The following is a 16,223-nucleotide window of genomic DNA, read 5'->3' as shown; positions in this document are numbered from 1 at the left end:
TCAGCAGATACGGAGACCGTCATGGGTTACCAGCAAGGATTGAGCGGACTGGCAGGCGCATCGAGCGACCTCGACGTCATCGGCAACAACATCGCCAACGCGAATACCGTCGGCTTCAAGCAAGGTGCGGCGCAGTTCGCGGACATGTACGCGAACTCGGTCGCCACGGCCGTCAACAACCAGATCGGCATTGGCACGCGCATGTCGGAAGTCGAGCAGAACTTCTCGCAAGGCACGATCACGAACGACGACATCGCGCTGCACGTCGCCATCAACGGCAACGGCTTCTTCCAGATGTCGAACAACGGCTCGGTGACATACTCGCGCAACGGCGTGTTCCAGCTCGACAAGAACGGCTACATCGTCAACGCCGACGGCCTGAAGCTGATGGGCTACGCGGCGAACGCGAACGGCGTCGTCAACACGGCGGGCACGGTGCCGCTGCAGGTGCCGACGGCCAATATTCCGCCGACGGCCACCAAGGGCATCACGGCTGGCCTGAACCTGAACGCGCAGGACAAGCTCGCGCTGGGCACGCCTACCGCGACCTTCGCCGGGACCAACACGGGCACGTTGACGAACAACGGCGTGTCGATCACGGACGGAACGCAGGGCACGAACGCCAACACGTACACGGTCACCTTCACCAGCCCGACGGCCTACACGGTGACGGGCAGCGACGGCTCGAGCGTAACGGGCACGTACTCCGCCAACTCGCCGATCAAGCTCGGCAACGGCGAAACGATCACGCTTGCCGGCACGCCGGCCACGGGCGACGCGGTAACGGTCACGCCGACGCCGCTCGCTTTCGACCCGAACAACAGCGCGACGTACACCTACTCGACGTCGGTGCCCGTCTATGACTCGCTGGGCGGCAAGCAGCAGGTCGACATGTACTTCGTGAAGACGGCGGCCGGTTCGTGGGACGTGTATGCAGGCAAGGACGGCAGCGTCCCGACCACCAAGATCGGCACCGCGAAGTTCGACACGTCGGGCAATCTGGTCAGCACGCTCGATGCATCGGGCAACCCGACCTCGACGCTGTTCGCATTCAACTTCTCGATCCCGAACTCGGACGGCTCGGCAACGCCGCAAGGTCTGACGCTGAACATCGCCGGCACGACGCAGTTCGGCAGCAAGGACGGTGTCAACTCGCTGACGCAAGACGGTTTCGCGGCGGGTCAGCTGACGAGCTTCTCGGTCGGCGCCGACGGCATCATCACGGGCAACTACTCGAACAACCAGACGGCGGCGCTCGGCCAGGTCGCACTGGCGACGTTCGCGAACCAGAACGGCCTGATCAACCTCGGCAACAACGAATTTCAGGCAACGGCAGCTTCTGGCGTCGCAGTGATCGCGGCGCCGGGTTCGACGAACCACGGCGTGCTGCAAGGCGGCGCGACGGAAAACTCGAACGTCGACCTGACGAGCGAGCTGGTGAACCTGATCACGGCGCAACGCGATTACCAGGCGAATGCGCAGACGATCAAGACCCAGCAGGCCGTCGACCAGACGCTGATCAACCTGTAATAGCTGACGCACCGACACCATCATGGACCGGCTCATATACACCGCGATGTCGGGCGCGACCCAGGCGCTCGAACAGCAGGCCGTGGTCGCGAACAACCTCGCGAACACCTCGACCACGGGCTTCAAGGCCCAGCTCGCGACGTTCCGCGCCGTGCCGATGGCGTTCGGCGACGGCAGCACGATTCAGGACGACACCACGCGCACTTTCGTGCTGTCGTCGACGCCGGGCGCGGACTACACGCCCGGCCCGATCCAGCAGACGGGCAACCCGCTCGACGTCGCAATCCAGGGCCCGGGCTGGCTGTCGGTGCTGACGCCCGACGGCCAGGAAGCGTACACGCGCGCAGGCAACCTGCACGTCGACGAAAACGGCCAGCTCGTGAATGCCAGCAACATGCCCGTGGTGGGCGGCGGCGGCCCCGTGTCGATTCCGCCCGGCGCGCAGGTGACGATCGGCAAGGACGGCACGGTAACGGCGCTGATGCCGGGCGACCCTGCCACGACGATCGCGCTCGTCGATCAGCTGAAGCTGGTGAATCCCGCGCCTGGCGCGCTCACACGCGGCAATGACGGGCTCTTTCACACGAGCGACGGCAATCCCGCCGATGCCGATCCCGCTGTGGTCGTGACGGCAGGGGCACTCGAAGGCAGCAACGTGAACCCGGTGTCGGCGATGGTCTCGATGATCACCAACGCCCGCCAGTTCCAGATGCAGACCAAGATGATCGAGTCCGCTGACCAGAACGAACAGTCGGCCAACAAGCTGCTGAACTTCAGCTAATCCCGACGCAGATTTTACGGAACGCAGAACGCGCTTCCACGGAGAGAAACAAGTGAACCGCTCACTCTATATCGCCGCCACGGGCATGAATGCGCAACAGGCGCAGATGGACACGATCTCGAACAACCTCGCGAACGTCAGCACGAACGGCTTCAAGGGCTCGCGCGCCGTGTTCGAAGATCTGCTGTATCAGACGATCCGCCAGCCGGGCGCGAACTCGACGCAGCAGACCGAATTGCCGTCGGGCATCCAGCTCGGCACGGGCGTGCAACAGGTTGCGACCGAACGTCTGTACACGCAGGGCAACCTGCAGCAGACGGGCAACTCGAAGGACGTCGCGATCAACGGCCAGGGCTTCTTCCAGGTGCAGATGCCGGATGGCACGACCGCGTACACGCGCGACGGCTCGTTCCAGACCAACTCGCAGGGCCAGCTCGTCACGTCGAGCGGCTATCAGGTGCTTCCCGCGATCACGATTCCGCAGAACGCGACGTCGCTCACGATCGGCAGCGACGGCGTGGTGTCGGTGACGACGGCAGGCTCGACGGCGACGACGCAGATCGGCTCGTTGCAGATCGCCACGTTCATCAACCCGACGGGTCTCGATGCGAAGGGCGAAAACCTGTTCCAGGAAACGACCTCGTCGGGCACGCCGAACGTCGCGACGCCGGGTCTGAACGGCGCCGGCACGCTGAATCAGGGCTATGTCGAAGCGTCGAACGTGAACGTCGTGCAGGAACTGGTGAACATGATCCAGACGCAGCGCGCGTACGAAATCAACAGCAAGGCCGTGACGACCTCCGACCAGATGCTGCAGACGCTCAGCCAGATGCCGGTTTAAGCAGGCTGATCGCAAGGCTGAAAGTCGGAAACACTTAGGCGGTAACCAAGATGTCGCACCTCATTCGAACCCAGATTCCTCTGCGCCGCACGCGAGCAGCATCGATGCTCGCCTGCGCTGGCGTGCTCGCAGCCGCGCTCGGCGGCTGCGCGCTCGTGCCGAGGGAGCCGATCACCCAGCAACCGATGACGGCCGTGCCGCCGCCGCCGCCGTCGCTGCAGACGCCCGGCTCGATCTACAACCCGGGTTACGCTGGCCGGCCGCTGTTCGAAGACCAGCGTCCGCGCAATGTCGGCGACATCCTGACCATCGTCATCTCCGAAAACATCAACGCGACGAAGTCTTCGGGTGCGAACACGAACCGCAACGGCGAGACCAAGTTCGGCGTGCCGACGGCAGGCTTTCTCGGCGGTCTGTTCGGCAAGGTGAACCTCGACGCGACGGGCGCCAACACGTTCAAGGCGACGGGCGGCGCCAATGCGTCGAACACGTTCAGCGGCGTGATCACCGTCACGGTGATCGGCGTACAGCCGAACGGCAATCTGCTCGTGAGCGGCGAAAAGCAGATGCTGATCAACCAGGGCAACGAATTCGTGCGTTTCTCGGGTGTCGTCAACCCGAACACGATCAGCAGCCTGAACGCGGTTTACTCGACCCAGGTCGCGGACGCGAAGATCGAATACTCAGCCAAAGGCTATATCAACGAATCCCAGGACATGAGCTGGCTGCAACGCTTCTTCCTCAACGTCGCGCCGTTCTGATCATGCGTACCTTCTCTTTTCTCCGCCTGACGTCCGTTTCCGGGTTCGCCGCTCGCGCGTTCGCCGTGGTTGCGCTCGCGTGCGCCGCGCTGCCCGTGACGACGCACGTCGCTCATGCGGAACGCCTGAAGGACCTCGTGCAGATCCAGGGCGTGCGTGACAACCCGCTGATCGGCTATGGCCTCGTCGTCGGTCTCGACGGCACGGGCGACCAGACCACGCAGACGCCGTTCACGACGCAGACGCTCGCGAACATGCTCGCGAACCTCGGCATCTCGATCAACAACCAGCAGGCGGGTTCGAACTCCAGCAACAATTCGCTCTCCAGCATGCAGCTGAAGAACGTCGCAGCCGTGATGGTGACGGCGTCGCTGCCCGCGTTCGCGCGGCCCGGCGAAGCGCTCGACGTGACCGTCTCGTCGCTCGGCAACGCCAAGAGCCTGCGCGGCGGCACGCTGCTGCTCACGCCGCTCAAGGGCGCGGACGGCCAGGTCTATGCGCTTGCGCAGGGCAACATGGCCGTCGGCGGCGCAGGTGCCAGCGCGAACGGCAGCAAGGTGCAGGTGAACCAGCTTGCGGCGGGCCGCATCGCGGGCGGTGCGATCGTCGAACGCTCGGTGCCGACTACGATTTCGCAGGCGGGCACGATGCAGCTCGACCTGAACGACATGGACTACGACACGACGCAGCGCATCACGTCGGCGATCAACAACACCTTTGGCTTCGGCACGGCGGTCGCGCTCGACGGCCGCACGATCCAGTTGCGCGCGCCGACCGATCCGGCGCAGCAGGTGCAGTTCATGGCGCAGTTGCAGAACCTCGATGTGAAGCCCGCGCAGGCTGCCGCGAAGGTGATCCTGAACGCGCGCACCGGCTCGATCGTGATGAACCAGATGGTGACGTTGCAGACTTGCGCGGTGGCGCACGGCAACCTGTCGGTGATCGTCAACACGCAGCCGGTGGTGAGCCAGCCGGGCGCGTTCTCGAACGGTCAGACGGTCGTTGCGCAGCAGTCGCAGATCGCGCTGAAGCAGGACAACGGCGCGCTCAAGATGGTGAGCGCGGGCGCGAACCTCGCGGACGTCGTGAAGGCGCTCAACGCGCTCGGCGCGACGCCCGCCGATCTGATGTCGATTCTCCAGGCGATGAAGGCAGCGGGTGCGCTGCGAGCCGATCTCGAGATCATCTAAGGAACAACCAGAATGAACTCCGACACGACGCGCAACGCCGCAAACGATCTGACCAATCGCTTCGCGCTCGACACGCAGGGCTTCGACGCGATGCGCGCGCAGGCAGCGGCGAATCCGCGCGAGGCGATGAAGTCGGCGGCCAAGCAGTTCGACGCCGTCTTTACGCAGATGATGCTGAAGAGCATGCGTGACGCGACGCCGTCCGACGGTCCGTTCGACTCGCACGACACGGCCACCTTCACGTCGATGATGGACCAGCAGCTCTCGCAGCAGATGTCGTCGAAAGGCATTGGCGTCGCCGACGCGATGCTCAAGCAGTTGATGCGCAACTCCGGCATGTCCCCCGACGATACGAACGCGGGCAACAACGTCGCGTTGAATGCGCTGGCGAAGGCGTACTCGAACCCGGCGAACAACGGCGCACTGAAGATGGGCCGCGGCTATTCGGCGAACAGCGCGTTGACGCCGGCCGTGCGTGGCGACGGCTCGTCGGACAAGGTGGATGCCTTCGTCGACAAGCTCGCTGCGCCGGCGCAGGCGGCGAGCGCCGCGACGGGCATTCCGGCGCGCTTCATCATCGGCCAGGCCGCGCTCGAATCGGGCTGGGGCAAGCGCGAGATCCGCAAGACGGACGGCACGACGAGCCACAACATCTTCGGCATCAAGGCCACCGACGACTGGAACGGCAAGACTGTCGCGACGGTCACGACCGAGTACATCAACGGCCGCCCGCAACGCGTGGTCGAGAAATTCCGTGCGTACGATTCGTACGAGGAAGCGATGACCGACTACGCGAGCTTCCTGAAGTCGAACCCGCGTTATGCGCAGGTGATCAATTCGTCGCGCGACGTGAACGGCTTTGCGCAGGGCATGCAGCGCGCCGGTTACGCGACCGATCCGCACTACGCGAAGAAGCTGATTTCGATCATGCAAAAAATGGTGTGACGCGCGCAGGCGTGGCGCGAGCCGCGCCCGTTTCCGTTACGCGTCGTAGTTACGCGGCGCTTCAAAAGCATCATGCCGGCGACGGGGCCATGTCGCAGAATCAGACGGACGGGCTGGCCGCCGGGTGCGGTTGGCTCGAGCCGCTTTTCTTCCAGTTCTTGTCTTTTGCCACTTTCGGGCCGCGAGCAGATTTCGCGTATCCTGTCTTCGTTGCGGTGTCAAACGTTTGCGGAAAATATTTCGTAAAACCGGTCTAAACTTTGGGCCGACGCTGCCGCTAAACAGTCAGACCCGATACCGGAATGGTGCGAAGAATTCCGGACCCACGCGTGTTTCGCGACGTATGCAGGCCGTGCCGAGCACCGGCCGGCGGTGCTTTCGCGACGTGCCCGCAAGAACGAAGAGAAATTGGCAAGGCCATGAATACCACCCAGTCGAATGGTGACAACCGCGAGATGGAAGGCGTCGACTTCGGCCGCCGCAATCCGCTTGAGATCGGTGTGCAACTGCGCAATCTGCTCAATCGCGGCGATTTTCTGACCGTGCAGTACAAGGGCGGCCAGCTCGTGACGAAGATCCTCGAAGTGGACGTGCGAGAGCGCACCTTCACGTTCGACTGGGGCGCGCTTGCCGAGCAGAACCGTGGGCTGCTGACTTCGCCCGAGGGCCATTTCCATGCGACGCCCGACGGCGTGCGCGTCCATTTCGTCACGCAGACGCCGCGTGAAACGACGTTCGAAGGGCGGCCTTCGTTCGAGGCCGATTTCCCTGAGGTTTTGTATTACGTGCAGCGGCGTGAGTATTTCCGCGTCGATGCGCCGTTGCTGGATCCGTATATTTGCCGCGGGCGCTTGCCGGATGGGGAAGGGTTCCGGTTCGAAGTGCAGGATCTGTCGCTGGGCGGCATGGCGATGCGTACCAGCGATGAGCGTGTGTCCACGCTCGAGCATGGGGTTCAGTTGCTGGATACCGAAGTGATTCTTGGGTCGCTGGGGACGTTGCAGCTCGATCTGGAATTGATGTCGAATCGGGCGGTGGATCTGCCTAACGGCACGCAGCGTTATACGCTGGGGTTTCGGTTTTTGTCCCTGCCGGGGAATGCTGAGAATACGCTGCAGCGGTTGATTACTCAGTTGGAAATGAAACGGCGGTCGTTGGCCAGGGTTTAAGGTTTAAGGTTTTTGGTTTGCTGTCTGCGACGCTGGGTGGTCTGCTTGCGTTTTCGCTGGCATCCGCGATTTGTTAGCGTGCTTCACGCGTTGCCCCTGTGCGGGGCGGCACCTACTTTTCTTTGCCGCCGCAAAGAAAAGTAGGCAAAAGAAAGCGGCTCACACCGCCAGTGCGTGTGTTTGCCTGAGGGCCCCCACAGGGTCTTACGCTTCAAACGGTAACGCGCCAGTCCGCGCCCGTTGCCAACGTCCTCTCAGTACGCCTCACCCACTTCACGCACCCGCATCACAGCGTGCCATGCCAGATAGTCCACGGCCGCCCAGGTGGCAAACTGTGTGTAGGCCCTTGGTGCTTCACACGCCCCACTCCGGACCGATAACGCACGCGCTCCACCCTGTAAGAGCGCTACCCTTTACGACGCGACAACCTACACACAGTTTGCCACCTGGGCGGCACATATCATTCGCTGCCGCTGGCCGTTGTACGGGTGCCTGAAGCGGGTGAGGCGCTCATTCAGAGCGTTGGCAACGAGCACCGACCAGGGCACTGCTGTGTGAAATGTGGGAACGTTGGGGGCCCGTGGATAAGAACACGTGCTGGCGGTGTGAGCCGCTTTCTTTTGCCTACTTTTCTTTGCGGCGGCAAAGAAAAGTAGGTGCCGCCCCGCACAGGGGCAACGCATGCAGACCAATAACATCGAGCGGATGCCAGCGAAAAAGCAAAAACAACACGCCCTTCGTCGAAGACAAAATCAAAACCCCATCCAGCGCTCCGCGCAATAAAAAAACTGGGGCGCTCCGCGCAAAAAAGCCCTTCCCGCCCTCAATCTTCCCGCCAGAACGCCGATATACAAATTGTTCGGTCAACCTGGCGGTGCCCCACGCACCGCCCCTTACGCCGTCTTTCAGGATGACGCATGTCGAGTAACCTTTTTAGCATCGGCCTTAGTGGACTCAACGCAGCCCAATGGGGCCTGACGACTACGGGTCAGAACATCTCCAACCAGGCGACGCCTGGCTATTCCGTCGAGCGTCCCGTCTACTCGGAATCGAGCGGACAGTACACGGGCTCCGGCTATCTCGGCAGCGGCGTGTCGACTACGACCATCCAGCGCCAGTACAGCCAGTACCTGACGACCGAGCTGAACAACGCGCAGTCGCAGTCCGGTTCGCTCAACACGTACTACAACCTGATCGCGCAGCTCAACAATATGGTCGGCAATCCGACCTCGGGCATTTCGAGCGCGATCACGTCGTACTTCACCGGAATGCAGAACGTCGCGAACGATGCGTCGAATCCCGCGATGCGCCAAAGCGCCATCAGCACCGCGCAATCGTTGGCGGACCAGATCAACGCGGCAGGCGACCAGTACGACCAGCTGCGCACCAGCGTCAACACGCAGATCGGCGACACGGTCAAGCAGATCAACACGTACAGCGCGCAAATCGCGCAACTGAATTCGCAGATCCAGTCGCTGAGCGCTCAAGGCCAGCCGCCCAACCAGCTGCTCGACCAGCGCGATCTCGCCGTGTCGAATCTGTCGCAACTCGTCGGCGTGCAGGTCGTGCAGGGCGATAGCGGCTACAGCGTGTTCATGGGCAACGGCCAGCCGCTCGTCGTCGCCGACAAGAGCTTCAATCTCACAACCGTCACCTCGCCGTCGGACCCGACGGAAACGGCCGTTGCCTACGCAGGTCTTGCGAGCCAGGCCGGAACGACGACGCCGCAAATCCTGCCCGACAGCGTCCAGCTGGGAGGGCAGATCGGTGGGCTGATGACGTTCCGCAGTCAGACGCTCGATCCCGCTGAAGCGCAACTCGGCGCGATCGCGACGAGCTTCGCCGCGCAGGTCAACGCGCAGAATTCGCTCGGTATCGACCTGAACGGCAACAAGGGCGGCGCGCTGTTCACGGTCGGCAATCCGACTATCTTCGCGAACCTGAAGAACACGGGCGGCGCGACGCTGGGCGCTTCGCTGTCCAATCCGTCGCAACCCGTATCGGGCGACTACACGCTGTCGTATGACGGCTCGAACTACACGCTCACGAATCGCGACACGGGCCAGGTCGTCGGCCAGGCGGCCAACCTGACCAACCCGATCGGCGGCATGCAGTTCTCGCTGTCGGGCACCATGAACCCCGGCGATTCGTTCACCGTCGAGCCGACCCGCGGCGCGCTGAACGGCTTCGGGCTGACTACGAGCGACGGCGCGGCCATCGCGGCTTCGTCGCCGGTTCTGGTTTCGAAGGGTTCGTCGAATACGGGCACGTCGACGGTCACGCAGGGCACGGTATCGGCGGGCTACACGTTGCCGAACACGACCACCACGCTGACGTACGACTCGACGACGGGATCGATCTCCGGCTTCCCGGTCGGCTCGACCGTGACCATCGACGGCACGCCGCCGACCTCGTACAACATCACGGCAGCGACGCCTAATGTGCCGTACAACCCGGCCATGGGCGCGTCGATGACGATCACGGGCAGCACGATCAACAACGTGTCACTGCAGATCACGGGCTCGCCCGCGAACGGCGACACCTTCACGATCGCGCCGAACCCGGCGGGCGGCAAGGACGGCCGCAACGCGCAGTCGATCTCGAACCTCGTGACGGCGAAGTCGATGGGCAACGGCACGCTCACGCTGACCGACTCGTACGCGAACTACGTGAACGACATCGGCAACCAGACGAACCAGATCCAGGCGTCGAGCAAATCGCAGACGTCGCTCGTGACGCAGATCACGACTGCGCAGCAGTCGATCTCCGGCGTGAACATCAACGAGGAAGCGGCGAACCTGCTGCAATACCAGCAGCTGTATCAGGCGAACAGCAAGGTCATCCAGACGGCCCAGACGCTGTTCCAGACGATCCTCGGCATTTTCAATTGAGGCGTTGAACGACTATGCGCATCTCTACTACGCAATACTTCGGCATGAACGTCCAGACGATGGACGATCAGCAATCCACGCTCGCGTCGCTGTATCAGCAACTGTCGAGCGGCGTGAGCCTCGCGACGCCGTCGGACAACCCGGTCGGCGCGGCGCAGGCGGTGCAGCTCAGCATGCAGGGCGCGACGCTGTCGCAGTACGCCGACAACCAGAACACCGCGCTTGCCGCGCTGCAATCCGAGGACGGTTCGCTCTCCAGCATCAACAACGTGTTGACGTCGATCAGCACGCAGCTCGTGCGTGCGGGCGACGGCTCGCTCAACGACGGTGACCGCGGCGCGATCGCGACGCAGTTGCAGGGCCTGCGCAACCAGCTGATGGGTCTCGCGAACGGCACTGACGGCTCGGGCAACTATCTGTACGCCGGCTATCAGGCTGCGACGCCGCCGTTCTCGATCAATTCGAGCGGCGCGGTTCAGTACAACGGCGACAATGGCGTGCAGAACGTGCAGGTGACGGGCACGCGCAACATCGCGATCGGCGATACGGGCCAGGCGGTGTTCCTGAGCATTTCTCCGGCGGGCAGCGCGCCCGTGACGGCGGGCAACTCGGCCAACACGGGCACGGGCACGATCGGCAATGTGTCGGTGAGCAATCCGACCGATCCGACGAACCAGCACAAGTACACGATCAACTTCACGTCGTCGACGACTTACACGATCACCGACACCACCGCGTCGACGACGACCGCACCGCAGACCTTCGCGGCCGGCCAGGCGATTTCGCTTGGCGGCGGCGGCCAGAGCGTGACGATTTCCGGCACGCCCAATGCGGGCGATGCGTTCTCGGTGACGCCTGCGGCGCAATCGAGCAAGGATGTGTTCGCGAACCTGGACAGCGTGATTGCCGCGCTGCAAGCGCCCGTTACGGGCACGGGTGGCCAGGCGAACCTGACGAACGCGCTGGGCACGGCGATGACGCAGTTGCATAACACGATGAACAACGTGACGTCGATCCAGACGTCGGTGGGCGGTCGCGAGCAGGAGATCGAGGCACTGCAGACGGTGACGCAGACGAACTCGTTGCAGACGACGAGTAATCTTGCAGATTTGACGCAGACGGATCTGACGTCGGTGATCAGTAAGTACACGATGACGCAGTTTTCGCTGCAGGCAGCGCAGCAGGGGTTTTCGATGATTCAGAAGTTGTCGTTGTTCGATTACATCGGGAACTGATTTTTTTCGTTCTTCATTTTAGGTTTTTGTTTTTTGCTTTTTGACTTTTTGTAGGTGTGAGACGCCTGACTCTTTTGAATGAGGGTTGGGCGTTTTTTTTGTCTTGCGACGTTGGGGTGGTTTGCTTGTGTTTGCGCTGGCATCCGCGTTTTGTTAGCGTGCTTCACGCGTTGCCCCTGTGCGGGGCGGCACCTACTTTTCTTTGCCGCCGCAAAGAAAAGTAGGCAAAAGAAAGCGGCTCACACCGCCAGCCCGTGTTCTTATCCACGGGCCCCCAACGTCCCCATCCTTCACACGACAGTGCCCTCGCCGGTGCTCGTTGCCAACGCTTCGAACAAGCGCATCACCCACTTCAGGCACCCATACAACGGCAGACGGCAGCAAACGGTATGCGCCGCCCAGGTGGCAAACTGTGTGTAGGTTGTCGCGTGGTATAGCCTGGCGCTCTTACATCGCGGTATGCGCGTGCTATCGGTCCGGAGTGAGGCGTGTGAGGTACTGCGGCCGACACACAGTTTGCCGCATGGGCGGCGGTGGACTATCTGGCGCGGGATGCGGTGATGCGGGCGCGCGAAGCGGGTGAGGCGTACAGAGAGAACGTTGGCAACGCACGCGAACAGGAAAGTTGCCGTGTGAAGTGTAAGAACCTGTGGGGGCCCTCAGGCAGGAACAAGAACTGGCGGTGTGAGCCGCTTTCTTTTGCCTACTTTTCTTTGCGGCGGCAAAGAAAAGTAGGTGCCGCCCCGCACAGGGGCAACGCGTGCGGACCAATAACAAACCGCGGATGCCAGCGAAAAGCCCCAAAACCCAAAACCCAAAACCCAAAACCAAACAGCAAAAACCCTCACCTCAACCCAGCCACCACCCGCCCCATCTGATCGATCCCACTTTCAAACAACCGGACAAAGAAGGGCATCATATTGGGCAACATCAACTGAATCAGCAGCAACCCGGTAATCACGGTGACAGGCAGCCCAACCTGAAAAACCCCAATCTGCGGCGCAGCCCGATTAAGAATCCCGAGCGCAAGATTAGTGATAAGCAGCGCCGTGACAATAGGCAAAGACAAAAGCAGAGCCGCACTGATCACAGTGCTCCCCCACCCGGCGAGCACTCGCCAACCATTCGCCCCAAGCACATTCGCCGACACAGGCAACGCCTGAAACGTCTGAATCAGCGCAGACAACACCTGCAAATGCCCATCAACCGCGAGAAAAGTCAAAATCGCGAGCATGTTCATATACCGCGACATCACATCCGTCGACCCCGCAGCATGCGGATCGAAGAACGTCGCGAACCCGAGCCCCATGCTCATGCCCATGATGTCGCCGGCGGCCTGAATCGCACCGAACACGAGTTGCATCGTAAAACCGAGCGCCGCGCCGATCAGAAACTGGTTGACGATGATCCACACGCCCTGCGCGGAGAACACCGTCACCTGCGGCAACGCACCGATAGTCGGCGCAATGATCAGCGTAATAAAACCCGCCAGCCCGATCTTCACGCGAGTCGGCAACGACTTGTCGCCGAACGCAGGCGCCGTCGCCATCATCGCGAGAATCCGCACGAACGGCCACAGGAACGCGGTAAGCCAAACGTTCAGCTGTTCGTAGGTGACGGAAAACATCGCGCGTCGAATGAAGGAAAGAGAAGGGCGCTCAGTTGGCAAGCGTCGGAATGCTCGTGAACATGTGGCGCGTGTAGTCAAGCAGCTTCGCGAGCATCCACGGACCAATCAGCACCAGCGTCACGGCGATCGCGAACAGCTTCGGAATGAACGACAGCGTGGATTCGTTGATCTGCGTCGCAGCCTGGAACAGGCTCACGACGAGACCGACCACGAGCCCCACGAACAGCGGCGGCGCAGCCAGCAGCAACGCAATGTACATCGCTTCGTGCGCGATCGTGGTGACGGTTTCCGGCGTCATGGCGTGATTCTCCCTGCGAAATTCAGACGAAGCTCTGCGCAAGCGAGCCGATGATCAATTGCCAGCCGTCGACCAGCACGAACAGCATCAGCTTGAACGGCAGCGAAATGGTCGCGGGCGAAATCATCATCATGCCCATCGACATCAGCACGCTCGCCACCACCATGTCGATGATCACGAACGGAATGAACACCGTGAAGCCAATCTGAAAACCCGTCTTCAGCTCGCTCGTCACGAACGACGGCACCAGCAGCGACAGCGGCACGTCTTCCGGACCCTGCATCGGCGCGGCGTGCGAGATGCGCGCGAACAGCGCGAGATCGCTTTCGCGAGTCTGCTTCAGCATGAACGCCTTGAACGGCGCGACGCCGCGCTTCACGGCCTCGTCCATCTGGATCGTGCCTTCGGAGAAGGGCTTGTAGCCATCGGTGTACGCCTTGTCGAGCACGGGCGTCATCACGAACAGCGTGAGAAACAACGCGAGGCCGACGACCACCTGGTTGGGCGGCGTAGTCGGCGTGCCGATCGCCTGACGCAGCAGCGACAGCACGATGATGATGCGCGTGAAGCTCGTCATCATCAACACCATCGCGGGCAGGAACGACAGCATCGTGAGCAGCAGCATCGTCTGCACGCTCAGCGAGTACGTCGTGCCGCCGTTCGGGCCGGGGCTCGTGTTGAAGGCGGGCAGACCGTTGGCCTGCGCATGCGACAGCGTCGGCAGCGCAAACAGCAGCGCGGGCACGGCGAGCGGCGCGATCAGCGCGGCGCCCTTCAGGATGCGCTTTTTCATCGAAGCGGGAGCCTGCTCTGATACAGGCGTGGATGCCTGTGAAAGGACGTGGGAAGTCACAGCGCAGCCGCGCTGCACGTCAGATCGGTCGTACTGCATTACTGTTCTCCGCTCGCGCGTCGCTGGAAACGTTTGGCCGCTTCGTTTTTGAGCGCGTCGCGAAAGCGTTGTCCGAAGGTGCCGCTCAACTGGACCGGGCCGCCGGGATTGGATGCGCCGGGCACTGAAAAAGGCGTGCCGGTGGGAAGGGTTGCGCCCGAGGCGGAGCCGGCGGGCATCGTATGCAGCAGGCGCACGTTGCCGGGCGCAGCGCCCAGCACGAGCCACGTATCGCCGATCTCGACGACGGCCACGCGCTCCTTGCCGCCGAGCGACGTGCCGCCGATCGTCTTAACGATCCCGCCGCGCTGGCCCGGTTGCAGGCCGAAGCGGCGCGCGAGCCATGCGAAGCCGAACACGAGACCGATCACGACGGCAAGACCGACGATCGTCTGCAGCACGGCGCCGACGCCGAGCGACGGCACCGCTGTTCCCGCGCCGACGCTAGAAGCGATCTTCGCGGCGTTGTTGACGGCATTCATATCGGCGGCGTGCGCGAAATTACATGCACTGGCGCAGAGCACGCCCACCGTCGACATGAAACGGGCGCGGCGCGGCAGCGGCATGCCGCTCCCGTGAGACGCGGCCCGGGTTACTGCGTGTTTCATCGGTTCAGCTTCCGGATACGCTCGGACGGCGTGATGATGTCGGTCAGACGGATACCGAACTTGTCGTTCACGACCACCACTTCGCCCTGCGCGATCAGGCAGCCGTTGACCAGCACGTCCATCGGCTCACCCGCGAGACCATCGAGTTCGACGACGGAACCCTGCGCCAGTTGCAGCAGGTTGCGGATCGCGATCTTCGTGCGGCCCAGCTCGACCGTCATCTGGACGGGAATGTCCAGGATCATGTCGATGTCGTTGCGCGTCGTCGACGGCTCGACCTTCGACAGCGGCTGGAACACGCCCGCCGTGGTGGCGCTCACGGACGTGTTGTCGTTCTGCTCGGCGAGCGCGCTCGCCCAATCGTCGAGGGCCGCTTCTTCGGCGCCCGAGCCGGGCAACGGATCATTCACCTTCGACTCTTCCGGCATGTCCATATCGGGTGTCGAGTTCAGCTCAGTCATATCCCGCTTCCTTCATCTGTTCCGCTGCGCTGATCATCTTCTGCACGCGCAATGCGTATTGACCATTGAAAATTCCGTAGCCGCATTCCATCACCGGCACGCCGTCGACCTTCGCCGTGATGTGCTCGGGAATGTTGATGGGCAGCACGTCGCCCGCCTTCATGTTGAGAATCTCGTGGAACGTGACGGGGACCTGCGCGAGATCCGCCGTCAGTTCCACTTCGGCTGCCTGCACCTGCTGCGACAGCACGCGCACCCAGCGGCGGTCCACTTCGAGCGCTTCACCCTGGATCGGCGAGGACAGCACGTCGCGGATCGGCTCGATCATCGAGTACGGCATGCAGATGTGCAGCGTGCCGCCCGTCGGTCCGAATTCGATCGAGAACTGCGTGACGATCACGATTTCGTTCGGCGTCGCGACGTTGGCGAACTGCGTATGCATTTCCGAACGCACGTATTCGAACTGCAGCGGCCGCACGCTCTTCCATGCCGTCGTGTAGTGCTCGAACACGAGCCCCAGCAGTTTGCTGATGATGCGCTGCTCGGTTTGCGTGAAGTCGCGGCCTTCGACGCGCGTATGAAAACGCCCGTCGCCGCCGAACAGGTTGTCGACCACGAAGAACACGAGGTTCGGATCGAACACGAACAGCGACGTGCCGCGCAGAGGCTTCACGTGGACGAGGTTCAGGTTCGTCGGGATCGGCAGGTTGCGCGTGAACTCGCTGTACTTCTGCACCTTCACCGGGCCGACGGAAATTTCCGCCGTGCGCCGCATGAAGTTGAAGATGCCGACGCGCAACAGACGCGCGAACCGGTCGTTGATGATTTCGAGGCCGGGCATCCGGCCGCGAACGATGCGTTCCTGCGTCGCGATGTTGTACGGACGTACACCGGACCGATCGCCCTGATCGGACTGCGAGTCGGACTCGCCGGTGACGCCCTTGAGGAGGGCATCGACCTCCTCCTGGGACATGAACTCTTCGTGGCCCAT

General features: G+C 62.5%; 15 protein-coding genes. 9 read left to right on the top strand and 6 right to left on the bottom strand.

Annotated features, from left to right (window positions below):
* The first annotated feature begins 21 nt into the window (after positions 1 to 21).
* The 9 genes from PPGU16_RS15860 to flgL all read left to right on the top strand — a co-directional run bounded on the left by PPGU16_RS15860 (position 22) and on the right by flgL (position 11,343).
* Positions 22 to 1,530, top strand: a complete 1,509-nt coding sequence (locus PPGU16_RS15860) for a flagellar hook protein FlgE (RefSeq protein WP_180720951.1) — start codon at positions 22 to 24, stop codon at positions 1,528 to 1,530.
* Between the two features lie 22 nt (positions 1,531 to 1,552).
* Positions 1,553 to 2,311 carry a flagellar basal-body rod protein FlgF gene (gene flgF, locus PPGU16_RS15855; RefSeq protein ID WP_180720949.1) on the top strand — a complete coding sequence of 253 codons (759 nt, stop codon included), beginning with the start codon at positions 1,553 to 1,555 and terminating at the stop codon, positions 2,309 to 2,311.
* Between the two features lie 52 nt (positions 2,312 to 2,363).
* Positions 2,364 to 3,152: a flagellar basal-body rod protein FlgG gene (gene flgG, locus PPGU16_RS15850; protein WP_180720947.1), complete on the top strand. Its 789-nt coding sequence runs from the start codon at positions 2,364 to 2,366 to the stop codon at positions 3,150 to 3,152.
* 50 nt (positions 3,153 to 3,202) lie between these two features.
* Positions 3,203 to 3,913: a flagellar basal body L-ring protein FlgH gene (flgH, locus tag PPGU16_RS15845; RefSeq protein WP_180720946.1), complete on the top strand. Its 711-nt coding sequence runs from the start codon at positions 3,203 to 3,205 to the stop codon at positions 3,911 to 3,913.
* Between the two features lie 2 nt (positions 3,914 to 3,915).
* Positions 3,916 to 5,103, top strand: coding sequence for a flagellar basal body P-ring protein FlgI (locus PPGU16_RS15840; protein ID WP_224033004.1), 1,188 nt, complete (start codon positions 3,916 to 3,918; stop codon positions 5,101 to 5,103).
* 12 nt (positions 5,104 to 5,115) lie between these two features.
* Positions 5,116 to 6,048, top strand: a complete 933-nt coding sequence (flgJ, locus tag PPGU16_RS15835; protein WP_180720944.1) for a flagellar assembly peptidoglycan hydrolase FlgJ — start codon at positions 5,116 to 5,118, stop codon at positions 6,046 to 6,048.
* A gap of 419 nt (positions 6,049 to 6,467) precedes the next feature.
* A complete protein-coding gene (locus PPGU16_RS15830; RefSeq protein WP_180722646.1) occupies positions 6,468 to 7,217 on the top strand; it encodes a flagellar brake protein in 750 nt (249 codons plus the stop codon).
* Between the two features lie 917 nt (positions 7,218 to 8,134).
* Positions 8,135 to 10,108, top strand: a complete 1,974-nt coding sequence (flgK, locus tag PPGU16_RS15825) for a flagellar hook-associated protein FlgK (protein ID WP_180720943.1) — start codon at positions 8,135 to 8,137, stop codon at positions 10,106 to 10,108.
* A gap of 14 nt (positions 10,109 to 10,122) precedes the next feature.
* Positions 10,123 to 11,343 (top strand): flagellar hook-associated protein FlgL, encoded by a 1,221-nt coding sequence (gene flgL / locus PPGU16_RS15820; RefSeq protein ID WP_180720941.1) that lies wholly within the window; start codon positions 10,123 to 10,125, stop codon positions 11,341 to 11,343.
* Positions 11,344 to 12,187: 844 nt separating this feature from the next.
* On the opposite strand, the gene fliR is transcribed toward flgL, so the two are convergent.
* The 6 genes from fliR to fliM form a co-directional block, all read right to left on the bottom strand.
* Positions 12,188 to 12,970, bottom strand: a complete 783-nt coding sequence (fliR, locus tag PPGU16_RS15815; protein ID WP_180720940.1) for a flagellar biosynthetic protein FliR — start codon at positions 12,968 to 12,970, stop codon at positions 12,188 to 12,190.
* Between the two features lie 31 nt (positions 12,971 to 13,001).
* Complete coding sequence (gene fliQ, locus PPGU16_RS15810; RefSeq protein ID WP_180720939.1) at positions 13,002 to 13,271, bottom strand: flagellar biosynthesis protein FliQ; 270 nt, start codon at positions 13,269 to 13,271, stop codon at positions 13,002 to 13,004.
* Positions 13,272 to 13,293: 22 nt separating this feature from the next.
* A complete protein-coding gene (gene fliP / locus PPGU16_RS15805) occupies positions 13,294 to 14,064 on the bottom strand; it encodes a flagellar type III secretion system pore protein FliP (RefSeq protein ID WP_180720937.1) in 771 nt (256 codons plus the stop codon).
* 98 nt (positions 14,065 to 14,162) lie between these two features.
* Positions 14,163 to 14,771, bottom strand: coding sequence for a flagellar biosynthetic protein FliO (fliO, locus tag PPGU16_RS15800; protein ID WP_180720936.1), 609 nt, complete (start codon positions 14,769 to 14,771; stop codon positions 14,163 to 14,165).
* Positions 14,768 to 15,232 carry a flagellar motor switch protein FliN gene (gene fliN / locus PPGU16_RS15795; RefSeq protein WP_035991507.1) on the bottom strand — a complete coding sequence of 155 codons (465 nt, stop codon included), beginning with the start codon at positions 15,230 to 15,232 and terminating at the stop codon, positions 14,768 to 14,770. Before fliN ends, fliO begins: the two co-directional genes overlap by 4 nt.
* A complete protein-coding gene (gene fliM / locus PPGU16_RS15790; protein WP_180720934.1) occupies positions 15,225 to 16,223 on the bottom strand; it encodes a flagellar motor switch protein FliM in 999 nt (332 codons plus the stop codon). The genes fliN and fliM overlap by 8 nt, the downstream gene beginning before the upstream one ends.

It is taken from the genome of Paraburkholderia largidicola, assembly GCF_013426895.1.
GTDB lineage: Bacteria > Pseudomonadota > Gammaproteobacteria > Burkholderiales > Burkholderiaceae > Paraburkholderia > Paraburkholderia largidicola.
Note: the sequence above shows the minus strand (reverse complement) of the source record. Positions and strands in the feature narration are given on the sequence as shown.

What these genes read in the sequence shown, in the direction of transcription:
- flgK (WP_180720943.1), top strand. Translation starts at nt 8,135, where the DNA reads ATGTCGAGTAACCTTTTTAGCATCGGCCTTAGTGGACTCAACGCAGCC.
- fliR (WP_180720940.1), bottom strand. Translation starts at nt 12,970, where the DNA reads ATGTTTTCCGTCACCTACGAACAGCTGAACGTTTGGCTTACCGCGTTC.
- flgF (WP_180720949.1), top strand. Translation starts at nt 1,553, where the DNA reads ATGGACCGGCTCATATACACCGCGATGTCGGGCGCGACCCAGGCGCTC.
- flgH (WP_180720946.1), top strand. Translation starts at nt 3,203, where the DNA reads ATGTCGCACCTCATTCGAACCCAGATTCCTCTGCGCCGCACGCGAGCA.
- fliM (WP_180720934.1), bottom strand. Translation starts at nt 16,223, where the DNA reads ATGGGCCACGAAGAGTTCATGTCCCAGGAGGAGGTCGATGCCCTCCTC.
- flgL (WP_180720941.1), top strand. Translation starts at nt 10,123, where the DNA reads ATGCGCATCTCTACTACGCAATACTTCGGCATGAACGTCCAGACGATG.
- fliQ (WP_180720939.1), bottom strand. Translation starts at nt 13,271, where the DNA reads ATGACGCCGGAAACCGTCACCACGATCGCGCACGAAGCGATGTACATT.
- fliO (WP_180720936.1), bottom strand. Translation starts at nt 14,771, where the DNA reads ATGAAACACGCAGTAACCCGGGCCGCGTCTCACGGGAGCGGCATGCCG.
- PPGU16_RS15840 (WP_224033004.1), top strand. Translation starts at nt 3,916, where the DNA reads ATGCGTACCTTCTCTTTTCTCCGCCTGACGTCCGTTTCCGGGTTCGCC.
- fliN (WP_035991507.1), bottom strand. Translation starts at nt 15,232, where the DNA reads ATGACTGAGCTGAACTCGACACCCGATATGGACATGCCGGAAGAGTCG.
- flgJ (WP_180720944.1), top strand. Translation starts at nt 5,116, where the DNA reads ATGAACTCCGACACGACGCGCAACGCCGCAAACGATCTGACCAATCGC.
- PPGU16_RS15830 (WP_180722646.1), top strand. Translation starts at nt 6,468, where the DNA reads ATGAATACCACCCAGTCGAATGGTGACAACCGCGAGATGGAAGGCGTC.
- fliP (WP_180720937.1), bottom strand. Translation starts at nt 14,064, where the DNA reads ATGAAAAAGCGCATCCTGAAGGGCGCCGCGCTGATCGCGCCGCTCGCC.
- PPGU16_RS15860 (WP_180720951.1), top strand. Translation starts at nt 22, where the DNA reads ATGGGTTACCAGCAAGGATTGAGCGGACTGGCAGGCGCATCGAGCGAC.